This window comes from Clostridium sp. 1001271st1 H5, from assembly GCF_005845215.1.
GTDB lineage: Bacteria > Bacillota > Clostridia > Lachnospirales > Lachnospiraceae > Enterocloster.
Genome location: NZ_SPHO01000002.1, coordinates 170,491 through 189,628, shown reverse-complemented (window position 1 = coordinate 189,628; position 19,138 = coordinate 170,491). Strand labels below are relative to the sequence as shown.

The 19,138-nt window shown below is 46.2% G+C and carries 17 protein-coding genes and 2 tRNA genes; 4 read left to right on the top strand and 15 right to left on the bottom strand.

Annotated features, from left to right (window positions below; all coding sequences use genetic code 11):
• Positions 1–1,407, bottom strand: a complete 1,407-nt coding sequence (locus FGS84_RS04120) for an MBOAT family O-acyltransferase (protein WP_347563782.1) — start codon at positions 1,405–1,407, stop codon at positions 1–3.
• Between the two features lie 256 nt (positions 1,408–1,663).
• Here FGS84_RS04120 and rpoN point away from each other — a divergent pair, with 256 nt between their 5' ends.
• Positions 1,664–3,049 (top strand): RNA polymerase factor sigma-54, encoded by a 1,386-nt coding sequence (gene rpoN, locus FGS84_RS04115; protein WP_138306409.1) that lies wholly within the window; start codon positions 1,664–1,666, stop codon positions 3,047–3,049.
• Between the two features lie 84 nt (positions 3,050–3,133).
• On the opposite strand, the gene citF is transcribed toward rpoN, so the two are convergent.
• Genes citF through citD form a run of 3 tightly spaced genes read right to left on the bottom strand, consistent with a single transcriptional unit; the run spans position 3,134 to position 5,699 of the window.
• On the bottom strand, positions 3,134–4,543 hold the full coding sequence (gene citF / locus FGS84_RS04110; protein ID WP_138306408.1) for a citrate lyase subunit alpha: 1,410 nt from the start codon (positions 4,541–4,543) through the stop codon (positions 3,134–3,136).
• Positions 4,540–5,415 (bottom strand): CoA ester lyase, encoded by an 876-nt coding sequence (locus tag FGS84_RS04105; RefSeq protein ID WP_138306407.1) that lies wholly within the window; start codon positions 5,413–5,415, stop codon positions 4,540–4,542. Before FGS84_RS04105 ends, citF begins: the two co-directional genes overlap by 4 nt.
• On the bottom strand, positions 5,412–5,699 hold the full coding sequence (gene citD / locus FGS84_RS04100) for a citrate lyase acyl carrier protein (RefSeq protein WP_138306406.1): 288 nt from the start codon (positions 5,697–5,699) through the stop codon (positions 5,412–5,414). The genes FGS84_RS04105 and citD overlap by 4 nt, the downstream gene beginning before the upstream one ends.
• 263 nt (positions 5,700–5,962) lie before the next feature.
• Between citD and FGS84_RS04095 the strand changes: the two genes are divergently transcribed.
• A complete protein-coding gene (locus FGS84_RS04095; protein ID WP_138306405.1) occupies positions 5,963–6,592 on the top strand; it encodes a GntR family transcriptional regulator in 630 nt (209 codons plus the stop codon).
• Between the two features lie 66 nt (positions 6,593–6,658).
• Here FGS84_RS04095 and FGS84_RS04090 read toward each other — a convergent pair whose 3' ends face one another.
• The 9 genes from FGS84_RS04090 to FGS84_RS04050 form a co-directional block, all read right to left on the bottom strand.
• Positions 6,659–7,741: an Ldh family oxidoreductase gene (locus FGS84_RS04090; protein ID WP_138306404.1), complete on the bottom strand. Its 1,083-nt coding sequence runs from the start codon at positions 7,739–7,741 to the stop codon at positions 6,659–6,661.
• A 59-nt stretch (positions 7,742–7,800) separates the two neighbouring features.
• On the bottom strand, positions 7,801–8,565 hold the full coding sequence (locus FGS84_RS04085; protein WP_138306403.1) for an N-acyl homoserine lactonase family protein: 765 nt from the start codon (positions 8,563–8,565) through the stop codon (positions 7,801–7,803).
• 31 nt (positions 8,566–8,596) lie between these two features.
• Positions 8,597–9,886, bottom strand: coding sequence for a TRAP transporter large permease (locus tag FGS84_RS04080; RefSeq protein ID WP_138306402.1), 1,290 nt, complete (start codon positions 9,884–9,886; stop codon positions 8,597–8,599).
• A gap of 1 nt (position 9,887) precedes the next feature.
• Entirely contained in the window at positions 9,888–10,349 is a 462-nt protein-coding gene (locus FGS84_RS04075; RefSeq protein ID WP_138306401.1) for a TRAP transporter small permease, read from the bottom strand.
• Positions 10,350–10,368: 19 nt separating this feature from the next.
• Positions 10,369–11,454 (bottom strand): DctP family TRAP transporter solute-binding subunit, encoded by a 1,086-nt coding sequence (locus tag FGS84_RS04070; RefSeq protein ID WP_171042535.1) that lies wholly within the window; start codon positions 11,452–11,454, stop codon positions 10,369–10,371.
• A 68-nt stretch (positions 11,455–11,522) separates the two neighbouring features.
• On the bottom strand, positions 11,523–12,479 hold the full coding sequence (locus tag FGS84_RS04065) for a D-2-hydroxyacid dehydrogenase (RefSeq protein ID WP_138306399.1): 957 nt from the start codon (positions 12,477–12,479) through the stop codon (positions 11,523–11,525).
• A gap of 183 nt (positions 12,480–12,662) precedes the next feature.
• Entirely contained in the window at positions 12,663–13,565 is a 903-nt protein-coding gene (locus tag FGS84_RS04060; RefSeq protein ID WP_138306398.1) for a hydroxymethylglutaryl-CoA lyase, read from the bottom strand.
• Positions 13,566–13,579: 14 nt separating this feature from the next.
• On the bottom strand, positions 13,580–14,770 hold the full coding sequence (locus FGS84_RS04055) for a CoA transferase (protein WP_138306397.1): 1,191 nt from the start codon (positions 14,768–14,770) through the stop codon (positions 13,580–13,582).
• A 182-nt stretch (positions 14,771–14,952) separates the two neighbouring features.
• On the bottom strand, positions 14,953–16,833 hold the full coding sequence (locus FGS84_RS04050) for a sigma 54-interacting transcriptional regulator (protein WP_138306396.1): 1,881 nt from the start codon (positions 16,831–16,833) through the stop codon (positions 14,953–14,955).
• 233 nt (positions 16,834–17,066) lie between these two features.
• On the opposite strand from FGS84_RS04050, the gene FGS84_RS04045 reads away from it, so the two are divergent.
• Together FGS84_RS04045 and FGS84_RS04040 are read left to right on the top strand one after the other, a co-directional pair.
• Positions 17,067–17,139 (top strand) — tRNA-Phe (locus tag FGS84_RS04045).
• 27 nt (positions 17,140–17,166) lie between these two features.
• A tRNA-Gly gene (locus tag FGS84_RS04040) sits at positions 17,167–17,237 on the top strand.
• A 109-nt stretch (positions 17,238–17,346) separates the two neighbouring features.
• On the opposite strand, the gene FGS84_RS04035 is transcribed toward FGS84_RS04040, so the two are convergent.
• Positions 17,347–17,994 carry a class II aldolase/adducin family protein gene (locus tag FGS84_RS04035; protein ID WP_138306395.1) on the bottom strand — a complete coding sequence of 216 codons (648 nt, stop codon included), beginning with the start codon at positions 17,992–17,994 and terminating at the stop codon, positions 17,347–17,349.
• Positions 17,995–18,048: 54 nt separating this feature from the next.
• Positions 18,049–19,134 (bottom strand): sugar ABC transporter substrate-binding protein, encoded by a 1,086-nt coding sequence (locus FGS84_RS04030; RefSeq protein WP_138306394.1) that lies wholly within the window; start codon positions 19,132–19,134, stop codon positions 18,049–18,051.
• Between the last annotated feature and the right edge of the window lie 4 nt (positions 19,135–19,138).

The following is a 19,138-nucleotide window of genomic DNA, read 5'->3' as shown; positions in this document are numbered from 1 at the left end:
CTAAAACCGGAAATAAATAAATGGATTATAGGTGCTGCCCACAGCCATCACAATGGAGTAGGCAAACAGCAGTATAAGTCCCAGGCATTCGGACAGGTAAATATTCCTGCCGTCCTGCATATGTTTCCTGAAACAGGGAACCAGGGCCTGCAGCGGGCCGCATAGTATGATTCCTATTATCATATACACCGTGGTTTTATGGTTCATATACATGGCTGTATCATAAATACCCGGGCGCAGAAGAAACATCTGCCTGAGCAGGATAATGCCCCTGGTCAGTGAATCCGCCCGGAACATGGTCCAGCCCGCCACAGTGACCAGGAACATATAAACATAGCTGACGGCGGCAGGCAGCCTCTCCAGCCGCCGTTTTAAAAACAGCCGCTCAGCCACCTGCAGACATCCGTAATACAGCCCCCACGCAATGAAGGACAGGCCCGCGCCATGCCAGAATCCGGTGCACAAAAACACAATCATCAGATTGCGGCAGGTTACCAGTGTCCCCTTTCTGCTTCCTCCAAGGGGGATATAGAGGTAGTCCTTAAACCAGCCCGAGAGGGATATATGCCACCTGCGCCAGAATTCTCCCACTGTCTTAGCCAGATACGGATAATTAAAATTCTCAGTCAGTTCAAAGCCCAGCATCTTTCCAAGGCCCACCGCCATATCCGAATAACCGGAAAAATCAAAATAAATCTGCAGTGTATACAGGATTCCCACATACCAGCCCAAGCCTCCGCTGATTTGGTCCATGGGATTGGCAAGCACCTTGTCCACCACGCCGCCGAACTGGTTGGCAAGTATCAGCTTCTTGCTCAGCCCGTAGATAAACCGTCTGGCTCCGCAGGCAAACAGCTCCGGCGTCACATGGCGGTCCCTGATGCATGCCCCCATCCCCTGATAGCGCTCAATGGGACCCTGTATCATCTTGGGAAAAAAGGATATATAGAGCCCCAGGTTCAGCGGATTTGGCTCAGCCGCAATGGTTCCCCGGTACACATCCGCCACATAGGATATCATCTGAAACGTGTAAAAGGATATACCCACCGGCAAAAGCAGATTCCTTGGCTCCGCCACAGTCCCTCCTGCCAGCTTATTGGCGAGTCCTGCCAGGAAATCAAAGTACTTAAAATATCCCAGAAATACCAGATTCACCGCCACCAGCAGGACAAGGAGCAGCCTGTTCGGAGTAACGGCAGCCTCTTTGCCTCTGCCCCGCATGGCCTCCATCCCCATGGCTCCTGCGTAGTTCACCGTCAGAGACAAAAGGAGAAGCCATATATATTCCTGCTCGCCCCATGCATAAAAAATAAAGCTCATGGCCAGCAGAAACAGGTTGCTTAACCTGATTGGCAGCATCAGATTGATGACCAGCACAAAGGGGAGAAACAGCCATAAAAATATCATGGAACTAAATAGCATGAAATGGTTTCCTTCCTGAATTCATTTTTCCGGCCAGCCCCTGCGGTCCGGACCATGGCGATATTATAACATGCCTTTGGGGGATTTTAAAGGATGACTTACTCCGGTTCTTTTCACCGCTCTAAATGCCCAAGTGCATCATTGTACCAAAAGGCCATCTGTGTTATAATTATCTCAATTGAAATTTTTCCCCACTCATGCATTAAAAGCTATATGAGATATCACGAAAGAAGGAAGTGTTATGGATTTAAAATTACAGGTAAAGCAAACCCAGACTTTATCACAGCGGATGATTCAGTCAGCTGAGATTCTTCAGATGACATCTCAGGAACTGAATACCTATATCAATGAACTGGCATTGGAAAACCCGGTAATCGACATCGTAGAACCTCCCACGGCGGAGGAACAGCGCGAGTCCATTGAACAGCAGGAATGGCTCAATTCCTTTAATGAAGAGAATTACTATCTGTACCAGCGCCAGAATAATGACGATGACTACGACTTTAAGTCCAGCTGGAATATCAATACGGACGACGGCGAGACCCTTCAGGACTATCTGTGGTCCCAGCTCATCACGGAAAACTTCACGGACCAGGAAACGGAAATCATTAAGTTCATGCTGGAATGTCTTGACAACAAGGGCTATCTGGAGGAGAGTATCGAGACCATTGCCTCCTATTTTGGAACCAATGCAGAGATTGTGGAAGACCTCCTGTCCGGCCTCCAGGCCCTGGACCCGGCCGGAGTCTGCGCCCGCACTCTGGAGGAATGCCTTAAGCTGCAGCTGGAACGCAGGGATATGCTGACCCCGGTACTGGAATCCATCATTGACAGCTGCCTTGAAATGGTTGCCAAGAACCAGATTCCGGCCATTGCCAGGAAACTGCGCCTTTCCCCCACTGAAACCGCCGGTTACTGCCAGATAATCAAATCCCTGAATCCAAAGCCAGGCGTATCCTTCAGCAGCAGGGACCAGCTGCGCTACATCATACCGGATGTGACCATTGTAAAATTCAAGGACCATTTTGACATTCTGTTAAATGAATCCATGTATCCTACCATTGAGCTTAACAGCTATTACCGCCAGATGAACCAGAATCCGGAATCCTCCGAATTAAAAGAATACCTGGGCAATAAAATCCGTCAGGCCGAGTGGGTGAAGCAGTGTGTAACCCAGCGCGGCAAGACGCTGATGCAGGTATCCAGGGCCATCCTTGAGCACCAGGAGGAATTCTTCACCTTCGGTCCTGCCCATCTGAATCCCTTAAAGCTGGCGGATATTGCCCAGGAACTGGACATTCACGAATCCACTGTCAGCAGGGCTGTCAGCAAGAAATACCTTCAGTGCTCCTGGGGGGTATACCCCATGAACTTCTTCTTCTCCCGCAGCGTTGCTGTCCAGGAAAGCAGAAGCAATGAAAGCGGCGCCCAGTCCGTGACTGCCGCGGATATCAAGCGGGTGCTTCGTGAAATCATAGAGGAAGAGAACAAAAAGAAGCCTTACAGCGACCGCCTTCTGGGAGAAAAGCTGGCGGAACGCGGCATATCCATTTCCCGCCGGACCGTTGCCAAATACAGGGAAGAGGAAGGAATTGCGGATGCCAGCGGGCGTAAGGAGTATGTATAAATAATCTCATGGCCACATACCTGAAAAGGTGCTGCAGAATACCATAAAATTCTGTAGCACCTTTTATACTCAGATATAGGCCTGTCACTCCCTCACTTCAAATATCTCATCCAGAAGCGAACCGTCCCGGTTCAGTACCTGTGCGACTACCCTGCCCTTATTTCGTTCAGACAGGCTGGGAATTCCATTAATCTTATATGCCAGCTCCACCAACTCTTCCATGGTCTTTAGGGGCAGCCCGGCATCTTCCATCTTCTCAGCCAGCCCTTTATGAACCGGATTCACTGTAATTCCATATTGTGTTACCAACATATCGACGGAGCTGCCGGGCGTTGATACACACACTACCTTATCTACAACAACAGGCATTCTCGCCCTGCTTAAAGGCGCAACTATAATGGTTAGCTTGGCACATTCCGCCACATCCGTATGCCCTCCGGAGCCGCCGATAATATATCCCTGCGAATCCGTATGTACATTTACATTAAACCCTTTGTCTATCTGCGTCGCCCCCAATACTACCACATCCAGGGAGGATGCCGCTGAGCTTTTAGCTGTAGGACTGGCATAATGGCTGGCTGTGATTTCACGGTGTCTTGGATTCATACGAATGGATTCAACTGCTTTTAAATCGAAGCACTGCACATCCTGAATTGCATGAAAGCATCCTGCTTCCAGCATATCTACCATATATCCTGTGATGCCGCCCAATGCATAGCTCCCCTTAATATTTCTTTCCAGCATGATATCTTTGAGAAAACCAGCAACTGCCAATGAGGCGCCTCCTGCTCCTGTCTGAAATGAAACCCCATCTTTCAGAAGCCCTGAGGCTGCAATTGCGTTTGCTGCATACTCGGCAATCCTTAATGCAATGGGGTCTTTTGGCATCTTTGTGGTTCCGGATACAATTCCGGCCGGATTACCGATTTGTTCCACACATACAACATAATCCACATAATCCTCTGATATGGAAAAATCCCATAACGGATACTCTTCCAGATTGTCTGTTATCACCACTACTTTGTCAGCACACATTGCATCTGCAAAGGCATATCCCAGTGAACCGCATGCAGACTTTCCATACTTCCCTGAACAGTTCCCCATGGAGTCCGAGGAAGGAGCAGCAATAAACGCGACATCAATTTTAGACTCTCCCTGCTCTATGGCGCTGGGCCTTCCGCCATGTGTACGGAATGTAACAGGTTTCTCCAATATCCCCTCTGATATGGCCCGTCCCACAACAGGTCCGATATAGTTCGTCTCCAGACCCGTTACCACACCGCTGCGGATATGTCCAATCAAAGGCTCATGTCCGTCATGAATGGAACTTGCATTGATTTTAATATCCCGGATTCCCATGGCGGCAATCTCTTCCATCACCATGTTCAGCACATAATCGCCGCTCCTCAGATGATGATGGAAGGATATACACATTCCATCCTTTAAACCGCACCTGCGGATTGCTTCCCGAATTGTCCCTGCAAGTTTGCTCATCGATAATCCACCCCCTCTATTTCAGAAGCTGCCTCCAATACCAGCCGCGCTCTCTGCACAATGGGAGCGTCTATCATTTTACCTCTTAAAGAAATAGCCCCTTTCCCTTGCTCCCTGGCCTGCCTGATTGCCTCAAAAACATCCTTTGCATATGCAATCTCCTTAGGACTTGGGCTGAATATTCTGTTTACGCATGCAATATGCCGCGGTGAAATGACTGCTTTTCCGGTATATCCCATCCCCTTTGCAAGACGGGCGTCCCTTTCCAATCCTTCCAAATCCTCCACATCTGTAAATGGTGTATCATATGCTTCAATCCCTGCCGCCCTGGCAGCACATACCATTCTGCCCCTAGCATATGCAATCTCATCCCCCTCTTTTGTCCTGGGGCATCTGAGGTCCGCTGTCAAATCCTCTGCCCCCAGATATAATGCCTCCATTCTTCTGCTTGCCGCTGCAATCTCATATGCATTCTCAATGCCTAATGTTGTTTCTAACAGCGGGATTAGCTTTATGGACCCTGACTGGAGTCCGTTTTTCTCCTCTATGACGCTCATTCGGTCTGACAGTGTTTTAATGTATGATGCATCGCTGACCTTTGTGGGCATTATCACATCCGGCTTCAAAGGTATCATGTCCTCTAAATCCTCTTCCCAGAAAGGAGTGCCTAATGCATTAATACGTATAATGATTTCACATTTACCGAAGTCCAGATGCCTTAACGCATGGCTCACCAGCTCCCTGGCGGCATCCTTCTGGTCCGGGGCGACCGCATCCTCCAAATCAAAGATAATACTGTCCGCTCCAAGGAGTCCGCCGTTCATAATCATGTTAGGACTGTTGCCTGGCAAAAACAACATTGTACGCCTCATGCTATTCCCCCCTCATTTGCAGATACGGACGCCCTCTTGACCGCGGTAATAAGCCTGGCGCGGATTGTACAGTCAAGAGCGCCATGGTCAACTGCCTCAACCACCGCCCCCCGAACCCCTAACCGCTCAAGTTCTTCCTGAATGGAAGAGATAATACTATTTCCATAATACTTTTCAACCGTTGAATTTAGTCTTATATTGATTCCTTCCTCTTTTGGCGCAACGGTAATCATAATATCGCTTGATTCTAATGTACCGGCAACCGCCGTTTTTTCTATAACCATTCCAGACCGCCTTCCATTTATTGCGTAATGTGTTAATGTTGTAATGTATCCATTTGACATTTATATGATAACTCATATTTTTAATCAATACAAGTGCTGCCAATTGCTTTTTTTAAAATTGTGTTTATTCATAAAAAAAGACATATATTTTTGTGCAAATATATCCATTTGCATTTTATCCATTTATACTTATATCATTGACATCAAATTCTTTTCCATTTATACTAAATTAAAACGGTTATGTGAAGGGAGTGTCATTAATTATGCGTCAGATAGACAGTCTGTTAACCCGCGACAAAATAGTAGCTGAATTACGGCGTGAAATACTATATGGTAGTCTTAAGCCCCATCAGGAACTTTATCAGGATAAAATAGCCGAAGAATTAAATGTATCGCGCATGCCTGTACGTGAGGCACTACAGATATTGGCTAATGAAGGTCTGGTCCATGTCAGGCCCAATAAAGTTGCAACTGTTAACGAGATATCCGGCAAGTTTTTAAAGGACTTTTTTGAAATACGTCTTTTGCTTGAAAAAGAAGCAATCTGCCGAATCTGCAAACGTGAAATTGACCCGGCACCTTTGTGGGAATACTATGAACTGGCTGAGAAGGCGATTCAGTTCAATGATTTCAGCCGGTTTAACACATATAACGGCATGATTCACCAATTCATCTGGCATGGCGCGGATAACATAAAATTAGAGCAGCTTCTGTCCCAGCTCTGGCATACCATGAATGTGGATAACTATGCCAAAGAGTCTGCAATCCAGTCGAATATAGAACATAAAATTATTATTCAAAGCATTATAGACCATGATGAAAAAACCGGATGCGAGACCATCGCCAATCATCTCAACCGGAGCTACGAAGGCATGATGGCACGGCTTTCCTAAACAGTAAAAGGCGGAGTTTACGGCCCCGCCTTTTTGTTCTGGTACAGCGTTTAATCAGAGCAGCCTTTAGAGCAAAACATGTTCCGGAAGATGATATCTGCGCGCTATCTCATTGTTCTCCTCTATTACTTCACAGGGATACACGATTCCCTCCTTAAGGGCTTTCTGATAGTTCCGCGCTTCTATTTCTCCGGGTACATATATTTCCTCTACCCCGTCAACTTTCTTTCCGCTTTTTATGTAGCCAACAGCCTCATCCATTCTTTTTTTGAATTTATTTATATCATCAACCGCATTGATATCAATGCACTGAAACAGATGTCCGGAATTCTGAACTTTTTGGGGCTCCTCATATAAATCTATTATATCCGGCCCAAAGCTGGAATTATTTAATACAGCTGCAAGGACAGCATTCATGAAAGTCTGTCCGTATCCTTTATAACCTGCAAACGGCTGTACCGTTCCCCAATACGCTGCTTCCGGGTTTGTGGTCGGCTTTCCGTTTACATCCAAAGCCCAGGTATCGGGTATTGGCGCGTGGGTCTTTCTTGCCATCACAATCTTACCTCTTGCAGCCACACTTGTAGCCATGTCAAGAATAACATCCGGCCTGTCTAAACATGGTACTCCTATCCCATACGGATTATTTCCCAATTGCCGGTCAGTTCCTCCCCATGGCGCCATGATATTGACACAGTTGATGGTCCAGCAGAATCCAATCATGCCTGCCTTTGTGGCCATCTCAATAAAATGGGCGCAGGTACCAAAGTGATTGCTTCCTGTTACGGATACTGCGGAGGTTCCATATTTTCCGGCTAAATGGATGGCGGTTTCCATACTGTACGTTCCCACCACCATTCCCATTGCATTATGGCCATCAATTAAAGCTGTGGCTCCAACCTGCCTGACTGTCTCCGGCTGCGCCGCAGGGTCCGTTCCTCCCTGCTCAAAACGGGCCAGGTATAGAGCGTTCCTTTGAATCCCGTGAGAATATACCCCCCTGGCATCAGCCTCCACCAGATTTTCAGCCACACAGGCAGCATCTTTTTCCGACATACCTGCCGCCATATACAGCTCTCTTTCAAAAGCCTCTGCTTTCGGCAATGGAATTATCTTTTTTTCATTAAATTTATAATCTGAACTAGACATAGGTATTTCTGCCCCCTAAGCGATATTCCTGTCCCCGGCTCATATATCCATGAGTTTTCTTATCTCTCCGGAGGATAGACACGCTCTTCAAATACGCGGCCGTCATGTCCGGGAAGGATATAATCGCATATCTTCTCAATCTTATCATACGTCCTGTAGCACTGGTTCAAATCCACATGAATCGCTGAAGGAATATGCCTCATGACTCCGTTTCCTTCCCAATTATCAAACCTTCCCAGGCAATCGCTGGCAATCAGATAACGGCCATTATCCGTATCAACTAATACGCCCTGAAAACCAGGCGTATGGCTGGGAATAAAAGTAAGCTGAATCCCCGGATATAAATCCACATCACCGTCCACCAATTCGTATTGGTCCATTGTTTTCTTAAAAGGAGGCTTTAAGCCAATCTCCTCCGACTCATAATACGCCCACTGTGTGGGCAGCGGCTTCATGGCAAAATCCATCTCGGATTTCTGAACATATATCTTCTTCCCCGGAAAAAGGTCATTATTCCAGCAGTGGTCCCAATGGAGATGGGTATTGACCACACAGGTAATATTTTCCGGACACACTCCATGGCCCTTCAATACATTTAACAACAGCATATCCTCTGTCTGGACAATGGGATGGTGATGCACCTTCGACCACTCCGGGTCCCCGCATCCCGTATCCACTAATATATTTCTTCCATTCCCTTGTATCAGATATGCGATGATGGGTGTTATCAGTTTTTCACCCGCCCCCTGCAAATATAAAAGTGTTGATTTTTCATGCTTCTGAAACTCTCCTAATTTCAAGGGATATATCTTGTATGTCTCCATAAAATCATTCAACCTCTCTTTTCGCCTTCCCTTACATCATTCCCAACGTCTTTGGAAGCAGTAATACGATATCAGGGAATATTGTTATGAGTATCAGGGCAACCACACCTGCCGCCACAAACCCTATAATTTCTTTTGATATCTTGCCTAAGGTTATATTGGCAATGCGGCAGGCCGGATACAGATTGACTGCCACCGGAGGGGTTGTGAATCCAATGGCAATGCCGACTGTCAATACAACGCCGAACCATATGGAACTCATTCCCAGCTGTGTTACAACCGGCAGAAACAGCGGAACAAAAATATATGCAATGGAAATACCGTCGATAAATACACCGGCAATAATAACCATAAGGTCAATCAGCAAAAGAATTACGATACGATGGTCCGATACCCCCAGAAGGGCTGTCCCGAACCTGGTTGCAATACCCTGGGATGTGATTAACCATGTCATGGCCCCTGCGTTTGCCATGATAATCAATATGCTGGCGGAGCTGACTCCCGCATCCGCAAGTATGTGCCATAAATCTTTCACATTAAATTCTTTGTAAACAAATAAACCAATTAAGAGACTGTAGATTACTGCAACCACTGCTGCTTCCGTGGGTGTAAAGATACCGCCGTATATGCCGCCCAGTATAATAATGGGAGAAAATAAGCCCCAGATGGCCTCCCTGAATCCATGAAGCACCTCTTTGACAGTTCCGAAGCGCTCCCCCCTGTATCCATGTCTCATTGAGTAGATAAATGCATATACAATAAAACAGATTCCCATTAAAATTCCCGGAATAATGCCCGAAATAAACAGCGTGCCAATCGAATCCCCGGAGATAACTCCGTAAACCACCAGATTAATACTGGGAGGAATGACAACAGCAACAGCGCTGCTGGCCGCTATGAGAGCCGCTGCAAATCCCTTGTCGTATCCGTCCTCAATCATGGCAGGTATAAGTATACTTCCAAGGGCTGCCACGGTAGCAGGACCTGAACCGGATATGGCTCCCCAAAACAGGGTAACCACAATGGAGATAATTCCAAGACCTCCCGGAACCGGTCCGGTCAACAACCGCGCAAATGCAATAATTCGTTTGGATATCCCCGATTTTTCCATAATAAAACCTGCTAAAATGAAAAACGGCACGGCTAACAGTGTATACTTTGAAAGGCCGGCATTAATGGTGTCCAGATACATCCCTAAAGGAATGCCGTATAATATCATAGTAATGATGGTAGACAACCCCAGTGAAACCGCAATCGGTATATTCATCAGTACCAGCAGAAAGAATAAGATAAGAAGGATGAGCCCAATCTCAATATTCAAATTAAGCCACCTCCTTTAGCTTTCTTACTGTAAACTGGATTGTCCTGAAAATATACAAAACAGCTCCAATGGGATAAGCAATCTCAAACATCCATGTCGGCCATCTTAATATGGGAGTTCTCTGGCCATATTTCAACATCATTCTGACTGCTTCAATTCCCTGCTTAAATAAAAGTGCGAATAATAGAATGCTGCCAATGGCTGACAGTAAAATAAAGACCTTCTGAATATTGGGCGGACATAAATCCACCAGAGCGCTTAAGCCCATGTTGGCGCCCCGGGCGCAGGCCGCGGAGGCCCCGATAAACGAGGACACCGCGAATAAATACACAACCAGCTCTTCTGAGAAGGAGAATGACCATCCTGTTATGTACCGGCAGAATACGTTAATACCCTGGATTGACAGCATAATCAGCAATGTACCCGCAATGATGTGTTCCTCTAGAATCAGTTTCTTTTTCATATGCTATGCGCCCCCCTGCTTACTGGTTAGCTGCCTGCAGCGCACCCATCAACTCCGGATTAAAGTCTGCATAATATCCTTCCACAACAGGAACAGCAACATCTTTAAATGCCTGGATTTCTTCAGGTGTAAGTTCTGTAACCGTTGTTCCGCTCTGTTTAATCAATTCAACATTCTCTGCCAATGCATCCCTGGATAATTTCTTCTGGTAGTCGCATGCTTCAATTGCAGCCTTCTGAATTGCCTGCTGTGTTTCCGGACTAAATGATTCCCACAGCTCCAGGTTAAACATCAGTGGATGAGGCTCGTAAACATAGTTCCAGATAGTCATATAATCCTGTACCTCATAATACTTCTGCGGAACAATAACTGTTGATATGGGGTTTTCCTGCCCGTCAACTGTCTTCTGCTGAAGCGCTGTAAAGAGCTCGCTGAAATTCAGGTCCATTGGATTTGCTCCCATTGCCTTGAATACATCAAAAATCATGGTGCTTCCAATGGCCCGGAACTTTATGCCCTTCATATCTTCCGGGGTTTTAATTTCCCTCTTGCTGTTGGTAAGCTCCCTGTACCCATTTTCAGCATATGCAACTGCAATATATCCCTTTTCTTTTAAAATCTTGTTCAGTGCCGCATCCACATCCGTTCCGGGCCTTAAGGCAGCGTCTATTGCATCCGTGTCCTTCCATAAAAATGGTATGCACAGAGCATTCAGATTTGGTTCTATACTGCACTGTACCAATGGTGAAAGCCAGCCGCAGGAAATAGTTCCTTTCTGCACCATCTCAATCGCTCCTAACTGGTTCCCGCTGGCCAATGACGAATTGGGATAAACCTCTACTTCATATGCCCCGTCTGTATATTGGTTTACCAGCTCAGCAAATTTTTTGCCTGCTTCGTAATGTGCCGAATTTTCAGACAATGCAAACGTCAAGGTCAGCACCTGGGCCTTGGACGGCTCTGCTGACTCCGCGGCTGTCTCAGAGCCGGATTGTGCCGCGCTTGTATTTGCTGTACCCGGGCTCTGAAGGCTTCCGCAGCCTGATAACCCCACTGCCAAAGAAAGAACTGCGCTAAGTGCAATGAATTGTTTCCTTAATCCCATAATAAATACCTCCATAAATATTGATGTAATTCCCCACAGTTATAAATCTATTTCACAATTTTACAAAATTAATTAACAACATTAACTGGTGCGTCCCCCAAAAATGCTTTCAGGTTTCCTACTGCTAAATTCATCAGTCTCTGGCGGCTCTCCTTCGGCGCCCAGGCCATGTGAGGTGTAATAATCATATTGGGGGCATGGAGGAGGGGATTATCCAGGCTAATAGGTTCTTCGGATACAACATCCACTGCTGCCCCTGCTACCTTGCCTGAAATCAGAGCATCCCGCAAATCTTCTTCTACAATCAAAGGCCCCCTGGAGTCATTAATAATCATCACTCCATCTTTCATTTTAGATATGGTGTCACGGTTGATGATGCCCTGTGTGTCAGGGAACAGCGGGCAATGGAGAACAACGACATCTGATTCAGAAAGAAGTTCATCCAGCTCCGCATAATGACAGGTACCTGATTCCAGCTCTGGTCTTCTGAAGGCATCATATGCCAGTATATTCATGCCCAAAGCCTGTGCAATCTTAGCTGTTCCCTGTCCTATTTTTCCAAAACCAATTATCCCCATTGTTTTTCCTGCCAGCTCAATGAGAGGAAATTTCCAGAAACACCAGTCAGGACTGGAGGTCCACTCTCCTCTTTTTACACAGTCAGCATGAGCTCCCACATGATGGCACATCTCCAGCAATAAAGCAATGGTATATTGGGCAACTGCATCTGTCCCATAAGTAGGAATATTGGACACTATGATACCTGCACTGCGCGCAGCCTTCACATCCACAACATTGTACCCTGTTGCCAGTACACCGATAAATTTAAGGTTGGGAGAATTTTCAATCACCTTACTGGTAATCGGAGTCTTATTGGTAAATACAGCCTCCGCATCACCAATCCGTTCTAAAACCATTTCTTCTGAAGTTCTCTCATACACGGTTAACTGCCCCAATTGATGAAGGCCATTCCAGCTTAAATCTCCTGGATTTAAAGTGTAACCATCCAATACTACAATTTTCATGACATTACCTCCTTACTGCCATTCTTACTACGCATTTCCTCGTCCAACTGGATATTGTATAAATGGATACATTTGACATTACATGATTAAGGATATACTTTTTTGTATATATTGTCAATACATATCATGTTCTGATTTCATTTTTGGCACATTTGCCATATCATAAACGCAGATATTGGACCTTTACGCCTGCACAACCATACAGGGATTCTCTGCTATACGGATGTGATGTCCGCTGTAATTTCCATCAATCACAGACAGTTCATACTTGGCTGTTTCCAGCAATATATCAAAATCAATACCCGTATCATACCCGCACTGGTTCAGCATATATACCAAATCTTCGGTGGATGTGTTGCCTGTTGCCCCCGGGGCAAAGGGACATCCTCCCAGCCCGCCGATGGACGTCTGCACACTGTCGGCCCCACAGTTTAAGGCCACGTAGCTATTTAAAATCCCCATATTCCTGGTGTCATGAATGTGGACGTTAAACTCTGTATCCGGATATTCCTTTTTCATAGTTGAAAATACCCGCTCTATCAGTGACGGATACGCCATTCCAACTGTATCACAAAGCGTAAATGCATTAATTCCTGTTTCCTTCACCCTCCCAACCAAATCCACTAAATCCTGTATGGGCATTTCGCCCTCAAACGGACAGCCAAACACACATGCAATGTCCTGTGTAATGCGTACATCCGGAAATGACTGCCGTATCCTTTTAAGTTCCTCAATTGATTCATCCCTGGTTCTTTTTACATTTGCCTTATTATGGCTTTCGCTCAGGGATATAACAGGGGATATCTCCTTAAGTCCTGCAGCCACAGCTGCTTTGGCCCCATAGAAGTTTGGTACCAGGGCAAAAAAGTCCACGCCTTCATAAGCCCCCAGTACGGCCTCTGCTATCCGCGGGGCATCCCGCATCTGCGGAATTGCCTTTTCGCTGACAAAGGATGTTATCTGTATTTTCTTAATCCCTGCTTTTACCAGCCCATCTATAATCTTAATTTTATTTTCTGTGGGAATGAATGATTTTACATTCTGAAACCCGTCCCTTGGTCCCACTTCAACCACTTTTGCTTTCATTCCAATCCCCTCCTTTAAAAGGCGCCTGATTGAGCCAATGCCATATAGTCATCCCGGTTCATATCCAGATATTCCTTTAATATTTCCTCTGTATGTTGTCCCAGGAGCGGAGACGGCCTGTCAATATGCACCTTATGATTTGTAAACTTCAGCTGATTCCCGGTTACCTTCATTTTACCGGCAACAGGGTGCTCCAATTCCACAAACATCTCTCTTGCCACAGCTATGTGAGGGTCCTTAACCACGCGGTCAATGGTGTTGACAGGGCTGGCAGGGATTCCTGCTGCCAATAGAATCTCAACCACTTCGTCAATGGTATGCTGCTTTGTCCACTGCTCAATGACAGGTTTTAATTTAGCATGATTTTCCACTCTTTTGATATTACCGTCAAAATCTTCCCTCTCCAGTTCGGGAATTTGTAGCACGCTCTTTAAAATTCCGTATAATTTGTCGTTGCCGCAGGCAATAACCACCATTCCATCCGAGGACTCAAATGTGTCATATGGATAAATCGCTTCATAACGGTTGCCAATCCGGTCCGGAATACGTCCCGTACAGAGATATATCATATTAATAATTTCCAGTGAGGACACCATGGCATCCACCAAAGATACATCCACCTTATCACCCTCTCCGGTTTTAAGACGGTTTATGTAAGCCGCAAGCACGCCGGTGCAGCAGCTGACGCCTCCCATCACATCTGATATAGCTGTCCCTGTTCTGGTGGGCTTTCCTCCGGGCCATCCTGTTGTACTCATTAAACCGCTCATGGCCTGTCCTATAATGTCGTACCCCGCTCTTTGCGAATATGGCCCATAATGTCCAAAACCCGATATGGCCCCATATACAATAGCCGGGTTTATCTTTCTCAGGTCCTCATACCCCAATCCTAATTTCTCCATTACCCCCGGACGGTAATTTTCCAGCACAATGTCACTTTTTTTAACCAGCTTACGGAAAACCTCCCTTCCTTCTTCCTTTTTAAGGTTCAGGGTCATCCCTCTTTTGTTGCGGTTCAGATTCATAAAATAGGCGCTTTCCCCATTTACAATCGGTGCATTTCTTCTGGCGTCATCCCCCCTTCCCGGCATCTCAATTTTGATAACCTCTGCTCCCATATCAGCCAGCAGCATTCCGCAGTATGGACCTGCAAGTACCCTTGTCAGGTCCAATACCTTAACCCCATCCAGTAATCCCTTGCTCATTTCCCGCACCCTTTCCCAATATTTTTTAATGATACATATTAATAAAGCAAAAACCATGCCAACCTCCCACAGATTAAATATCCTTTCATTTCTTAGGCGTCAGGCCATACACAAATCCTGCCAAACAAAAAAAATGTTTCAGACTTCTTAATATATAGAAATCTGAAACATTTTTATAAGGCTTACTTTTTTGAATTCCCCATCATTCTCCACAATGTGGTGCGGCTGATTCCCAGTGTCTTTGCTATCTGTTCATTATTATAGGATAACAAACGTTTTAATTCTCCTGCTGCCAGCTCCCTGTTGTCCTGATTATAAGGCTGCATTATGTCCCCTATGAGACGCTCTTCACCAATGGATTTAATCATGCATCTCTTAGCGTAGAGCGGTTCAAATCTGATGCTTCGTTCCATGTACAGGCAGAACCGTTCACATACATTTTGAAGTTCCCGGATATTCCCCCGCCAGCTGTATCTTCTAAGTATTTCCCGGATATCCTCTGTCAGGTCGAATCCATAAGCGTCAATTCCCCTGTTCTTCTTAATATAAAACAGAAAGAGCTCAATCACATCATCTTCCCTGTCCCTCAGCGGCGGGATTTGAAGTTCCAGCACGCTCAGGCGGTAATATAAATCCTTCCTGAATTCCTGATTCTGCATCTGCTCTAAATTCCGGTTTGTTGCCGTGATAATGCGGACATCTACGGGTATAACCCGTCCGCCGCCCACATGCATTATTTCTTTCTCCTGGATGGCACGCAGCAGCCTGGCCTGCAGTTCCGGCAAAATCTCTCCAATTTCATCTAAAAACAGTGTGCCTCCATCTGCCAGCTCAAAAAGCCCCTTCTTGCCTCCTTTACGTCCTCCGGTAAAGGCTCCCTCATCATAACCAAATAATTCCGACTCCAGGAGGTTGGCGGGAAGAGCCGCACAATTCACTGCCACAAAGGGTCCGTCCTTTCTCAGGCCTGCATTATGAATGCTCTGGGCAAACAGCTCCTTTCCCACCCCGGTCTCTCCGGACAATAAGACTGCTGCACTGCTCTGGGCAAACAGCTCCGCCTCGTCCAGACATGCCTTCATTTTATAGGAACTCCCAATAATATCCCTGAACGTATGCTTGGCAGTAAATCCGCACGCCTGTCTCTGCTCCAATTTCCGTTTGCGATAATCCAATTCTGCCTTTTTATAATCTGAAAACGGGGTGAGCACAATCATATACCCAGTCTGATTCTCTGTGCCGGAACAGATTGGCACCCAGCGCTCCAACAGCTTCTGCCCATGTATATCAACAACCAGAGACTCTATTTCCTCCTGTTGAATTGGCATGCATTGCGGCAATACCTCCGATAGTTTCCTGCCTCTAAGCACCGCCCCTGAATTTTCAACCAGACTGAATATACTCTGATTGCAGTCAATGATATTTTTATCCGTATCAAGAAACATAAGGCCATTGGGACTGTAATCCATAGTGGCTCTCACAAATTCATTCTTTTCCTTTTCTTTGCGCAGTTCTTTAATAAGGATTCTGGCCTCTTCAATTGTATCCAAAATACTGTCCTCACCGGAATACAGCAAGACACCCTCTTTTCCCATCCTGCGCGCAACATCCACTGCCAGGGCATATCCTACAAAGACATTGCAGCCGCTGGAAGACATTTTCTGTTCCAAATCCTCCATGTCCTCATAAACAATTTCCTCTGTCTCCATCCCCATATAGCGCAGGCATTCCCTCATTCTTTCATTCATAGGGAATTTATAGTGAACCAGGGACACTCTGCAGTCTAAGCCAAATCCCTTATGTATGGCTGTAATATAATCCAGAGGCGTCACCTTATATTCCAATACAGGAATATTAAAATAACCCCGAATCACCTGCGCATTGGCTCCTCCGGCTATAATTACCTCCGCCCCATCCAGAATTGCTTTATCTATCTTCTCTAAGGTTTCTTCTCTAAGCCCCTCTACAATCTGGAAATCACAGGTATCCTCCAGCTTACTGATTACATTGTTTACCAGAAAACTAAGTTCACCGTATGTCACACAGCAAATATTTTCTTTCATATAGTAACCTCATTATTCCTTTTCTTTCTAAATAAGTATATATTACTCAAAATACTTTGGCAATCTGCATTAGCGCACCATAGCGGATAAGAAAGGGATGAGAAAGGAATGAGAAAACATAATTTTACTCAAATTTCATCTTGACAATATCAGAGAAATCCTGTAAAATTGTTGATGTCGCTGAAGGAACCTTGTATAACAGGAAACCTCCTGTTTGTTCCGGACAGGCAAATGCCCAGATAGCTCAGTTGGTAGAGCAGAGGACTGAAAATCCTCGTGTCGTTGGTTCGATTCCGACTTTGGGCATTGACCATGTGGTGTCATGGTCATTATGCAGGTGTAGTTCAATGGTAGAACACTAGCCTTCCAAGCTAGATACGTGGGTTCGATTCCCATCACCTGCTTTTTATGTAAAAGCCTTGTACGGGCTTTTTTTGTTTATTCGATATTCATAGCGCAGCAAAAGGCAACAGCGATATACGGTTGCCTTTTGCGTTCTTTTTCCTATAACCTTTATTTACCCTGACCATAGTGATTTTTTGCAAAGTCCTTCATTACTGCTACATTTTCAGGCGTTATACCTGCAGGCTTTCCTCCTGTAGCTTCAATCATGTACAGAATCCTGGCCGTGGCCTCCAGAACAGCGGCCACTTTAAATGCCGCGTCCATGTTCTCGCCTACGCAGACAGCTCCATGGGAGTGCAGAAGACAAGAGTTAGCCTCTTTTCCCAGCGCCTTTTCACATTCCGAAGCCAGCTCCTCTGACCCCGGCAATGCATACTGGGTGCATCTACAGATGTCTCCCATGGCCTGGGCCGCCTCGTCTATGATAAGAGGAATATCCTTACCCTGGGTGGCATATACCATGGAATACATGGGATGGGTATGGATGACTGCATTTACCTCTTCTCTGCTTCTGTATATGGCCAGGTGAAGCCCTGTCTCAATGGTTGGTTTTCTGTGACCCTCCACAATTGTCCCATCCAGCCTGCAGACCACAACATCGTCTTCCACAATCGTACTGTACTTCATGGCGCTGGGCGTCAGGTACACCAATCCTGTTTCAGGGTCGCGTATACTGATGTTTCCCCATGTCTCAACAGTAAGTCCTGAATTCTCCAGTTTCTTTCCGCTCTCTACGATACATTTTTTAAAATCCATTTCCGCCTCTCATTCTGCTGCCGGAAGGCAGCCCTAATTTATTCCGACTTATTCCTACTCAAACGTCTTTAAATAATCCTTAAACTCGCCTACATTGTCCTTGGTAATCACTTCCGTTCCGGTGTCAATATAGGATTCTGCCTCGCCGCCGTCAAATAGTTTCAACATGTTGTCCACGCCCAGTTTTCCCATTTCAGCCGGATACTGTGCCACGGTTGCCAGGAACTCCCCATTTTCCACCAGGTTCAGAGCTTCGCTGACAGCGTCGAATCCAATGATTTGAATCTGCTCCTGCATATTGGCTTCCTTAATGGCTCTCAATGCTCCAATCCCCATATTATCGTTGCAGCAGAAGAAAAGTTCCACATCCGGATTGGCACTTATGATATTCTGGGCAGCCGTGTATCCCTGGTCCACTTCCCAGTTTGCTGTCTGTTCAGCCACAATGGTCACCGTGTCCCCGGCTCCCTCTAAAAATCCATTGTAGCGGTCCGCTGCATTGGTCTGTCCCTCAATCCCCTTAAGTATGGCTGTCTTTGTACCCTGCTCAAAGTTCTTCGCAACATATTCTCCCGCCAGTTTGGCGCCTTCGTAATTGTTGGTTCCATAAAACGGAATGTCAAGACCAACATTGGCAAGGCTTTCATCCGTCAGCTTTGTATCCAGATTAATGATAGGAATGTTTGCTTCCTTACATTTTGTAAGGGCGGATTCCAGACCGTCTGAAGAACTGGGAACCAGAAGAATTCCGTCCACCTTGTTGGCTATCATATTCTCAATAATACCAAGCTGCGCATCTGCGCTGGCATGCTGGTCTCCGGCCTGAACCTCAATCTTCACACCCTTTGCCTCTGCCTCCACTTTGGCGCCGTTGGCAAGGGTGATATGATATTCGTTGTTTAAGGTCATACCCACAAATCCAATGGTCTTATCCTCATAGCTGCCTGATGCAGCCCCAGTGCTGCTCTCCCCGTCCTTTCCGCTCTCCCCGGTTGTCTCAGCGGTCTGGGCTTCTGTCTGCGCTTTGGTTGTCTCAGGCACTGTCTCCTTTGGAGTTTGGCCGCAGCCGCTTAGCGCCGCTGCCGTCATAACCGTACTCATTGCCAATGCCATCACTGCTGCCGTCATGTTTCGCTTCATAATC

Excerpts from the sequence above, each read along its gene's own strand:
- FGS84_RS04120 (WP_347563782.1), bottom strand. The coding sequence starts at position 1,407 with ATGATATTTTTATGGCTGTTTCTCCCCTTTGTGCTGGTCATCAATCTG.
- rpoN (WP_138306409.1), top strand. The coding sequence starts at position 1,664 with ATGGATTTAAAATTACAGGTAAAGCAAACCCAGACTTTATCACAGCGG.
- citF (WP_138306408.1), bottom strand. The coding sequence starts at position 4,543 with ATGAGCAAACTTGCAGGGACAATTCGGGAAGCAATCCGCAGGTGCGGT.
- FGS84_RS04105 (WP_138306407.1), bottom strand. The coding sequence starts at position 5,415 with ATGAGGCGTACAATGTTGTTTTTGCCAGGCAACAGTCCTAACATGATT.
- citD (WP_138306406.1), bottom strand. The coding sequence starts at position 5,699 with ATGGTTATAGAAAAAACGGCGGTTGCCGGTACATTAGAATCAAGCGAT.
- FGS84_RS04095 (WP_138306405.1), top strand. The coding sequence starts at position 5,963 with ATGCGTCAGATAGACAGTCTGTTAACCCGCGACAAAATAGTAGCTGAA.
- FGS84_RS04090 (WP_138306404.1), bottom strand. The coding sequence starts at position 7,741 with ATGTCTAGTTCAGATTATAAATTTAATGAAAAAAAGATAATTCCATTG.
- FGS84_RS04085 (WP_138306403.1), bottom strand. The coding sequence starts at position 8,565 with ATGGAGACATACAAGATATATCCCTTGAAATTAGGAGAGTTTCAGAAG.
- FGS84_RS04075 (WP_138306401.1), bottom strand. The coding sequence starts at position 10,349 with ATGAAAAAGAAACTGATTCTAGAGGAACACATCATTGCGGGTACATTG.
- FGS84_RS04070 (WP_171042535.1), bottom strand. The coding sequence starts at position 11,454 with ATGGGATTAAGGAAACAATTCATTGCACTTAGCGCAGTTCTTTCTTTG.
- FGS84_RS04065 (WP_138306399.1), bottom strand. The coding sequence starts at position 12,479 with ATGAAAATTGTAGTATTGGATGGTTACACTTTAAATCCAGGAGATTTA.
- FGS84_RS04060 (WP_138306398.1), bottom strand. The coding sequence starts at position 13,565 with ATGAAAGCAAAAGTGGTTGAAGTGGGACCAAGGGACGGGTTTCAGAAT.
- FGS84_RS04055 (WP_138306397.1), bottom strand. The coding sequence starts at position 14,770 with ATGAGCAAGGGATTACTGGATGGGGTTAAGGTATTGGACCTGACAAGG.
- FGS84_RS04050 (WP_138306396.1), bottom strand. The coding sequence starts at position 16,833 with ATGAAAGAAAATATTTGCTGTGTGACATACGGTGAACTTAGTTTTCTG.
- FGS84_RS04035 (WP_138306395.1), bottom strand. The coding sequence starts at position 17,994 with ATGGATTTTAAAAAATGTATCGTAGAGAGCGGAAAGAAACTGGAGAAT.
- FGS84_RS04030 (WP_138306394.1), bottom strand. The coding sequence starts at position 19,134 with ATGAAGCGAAACATGACGGCAGCAGTGATGGCATTGGCAATGAGTACG.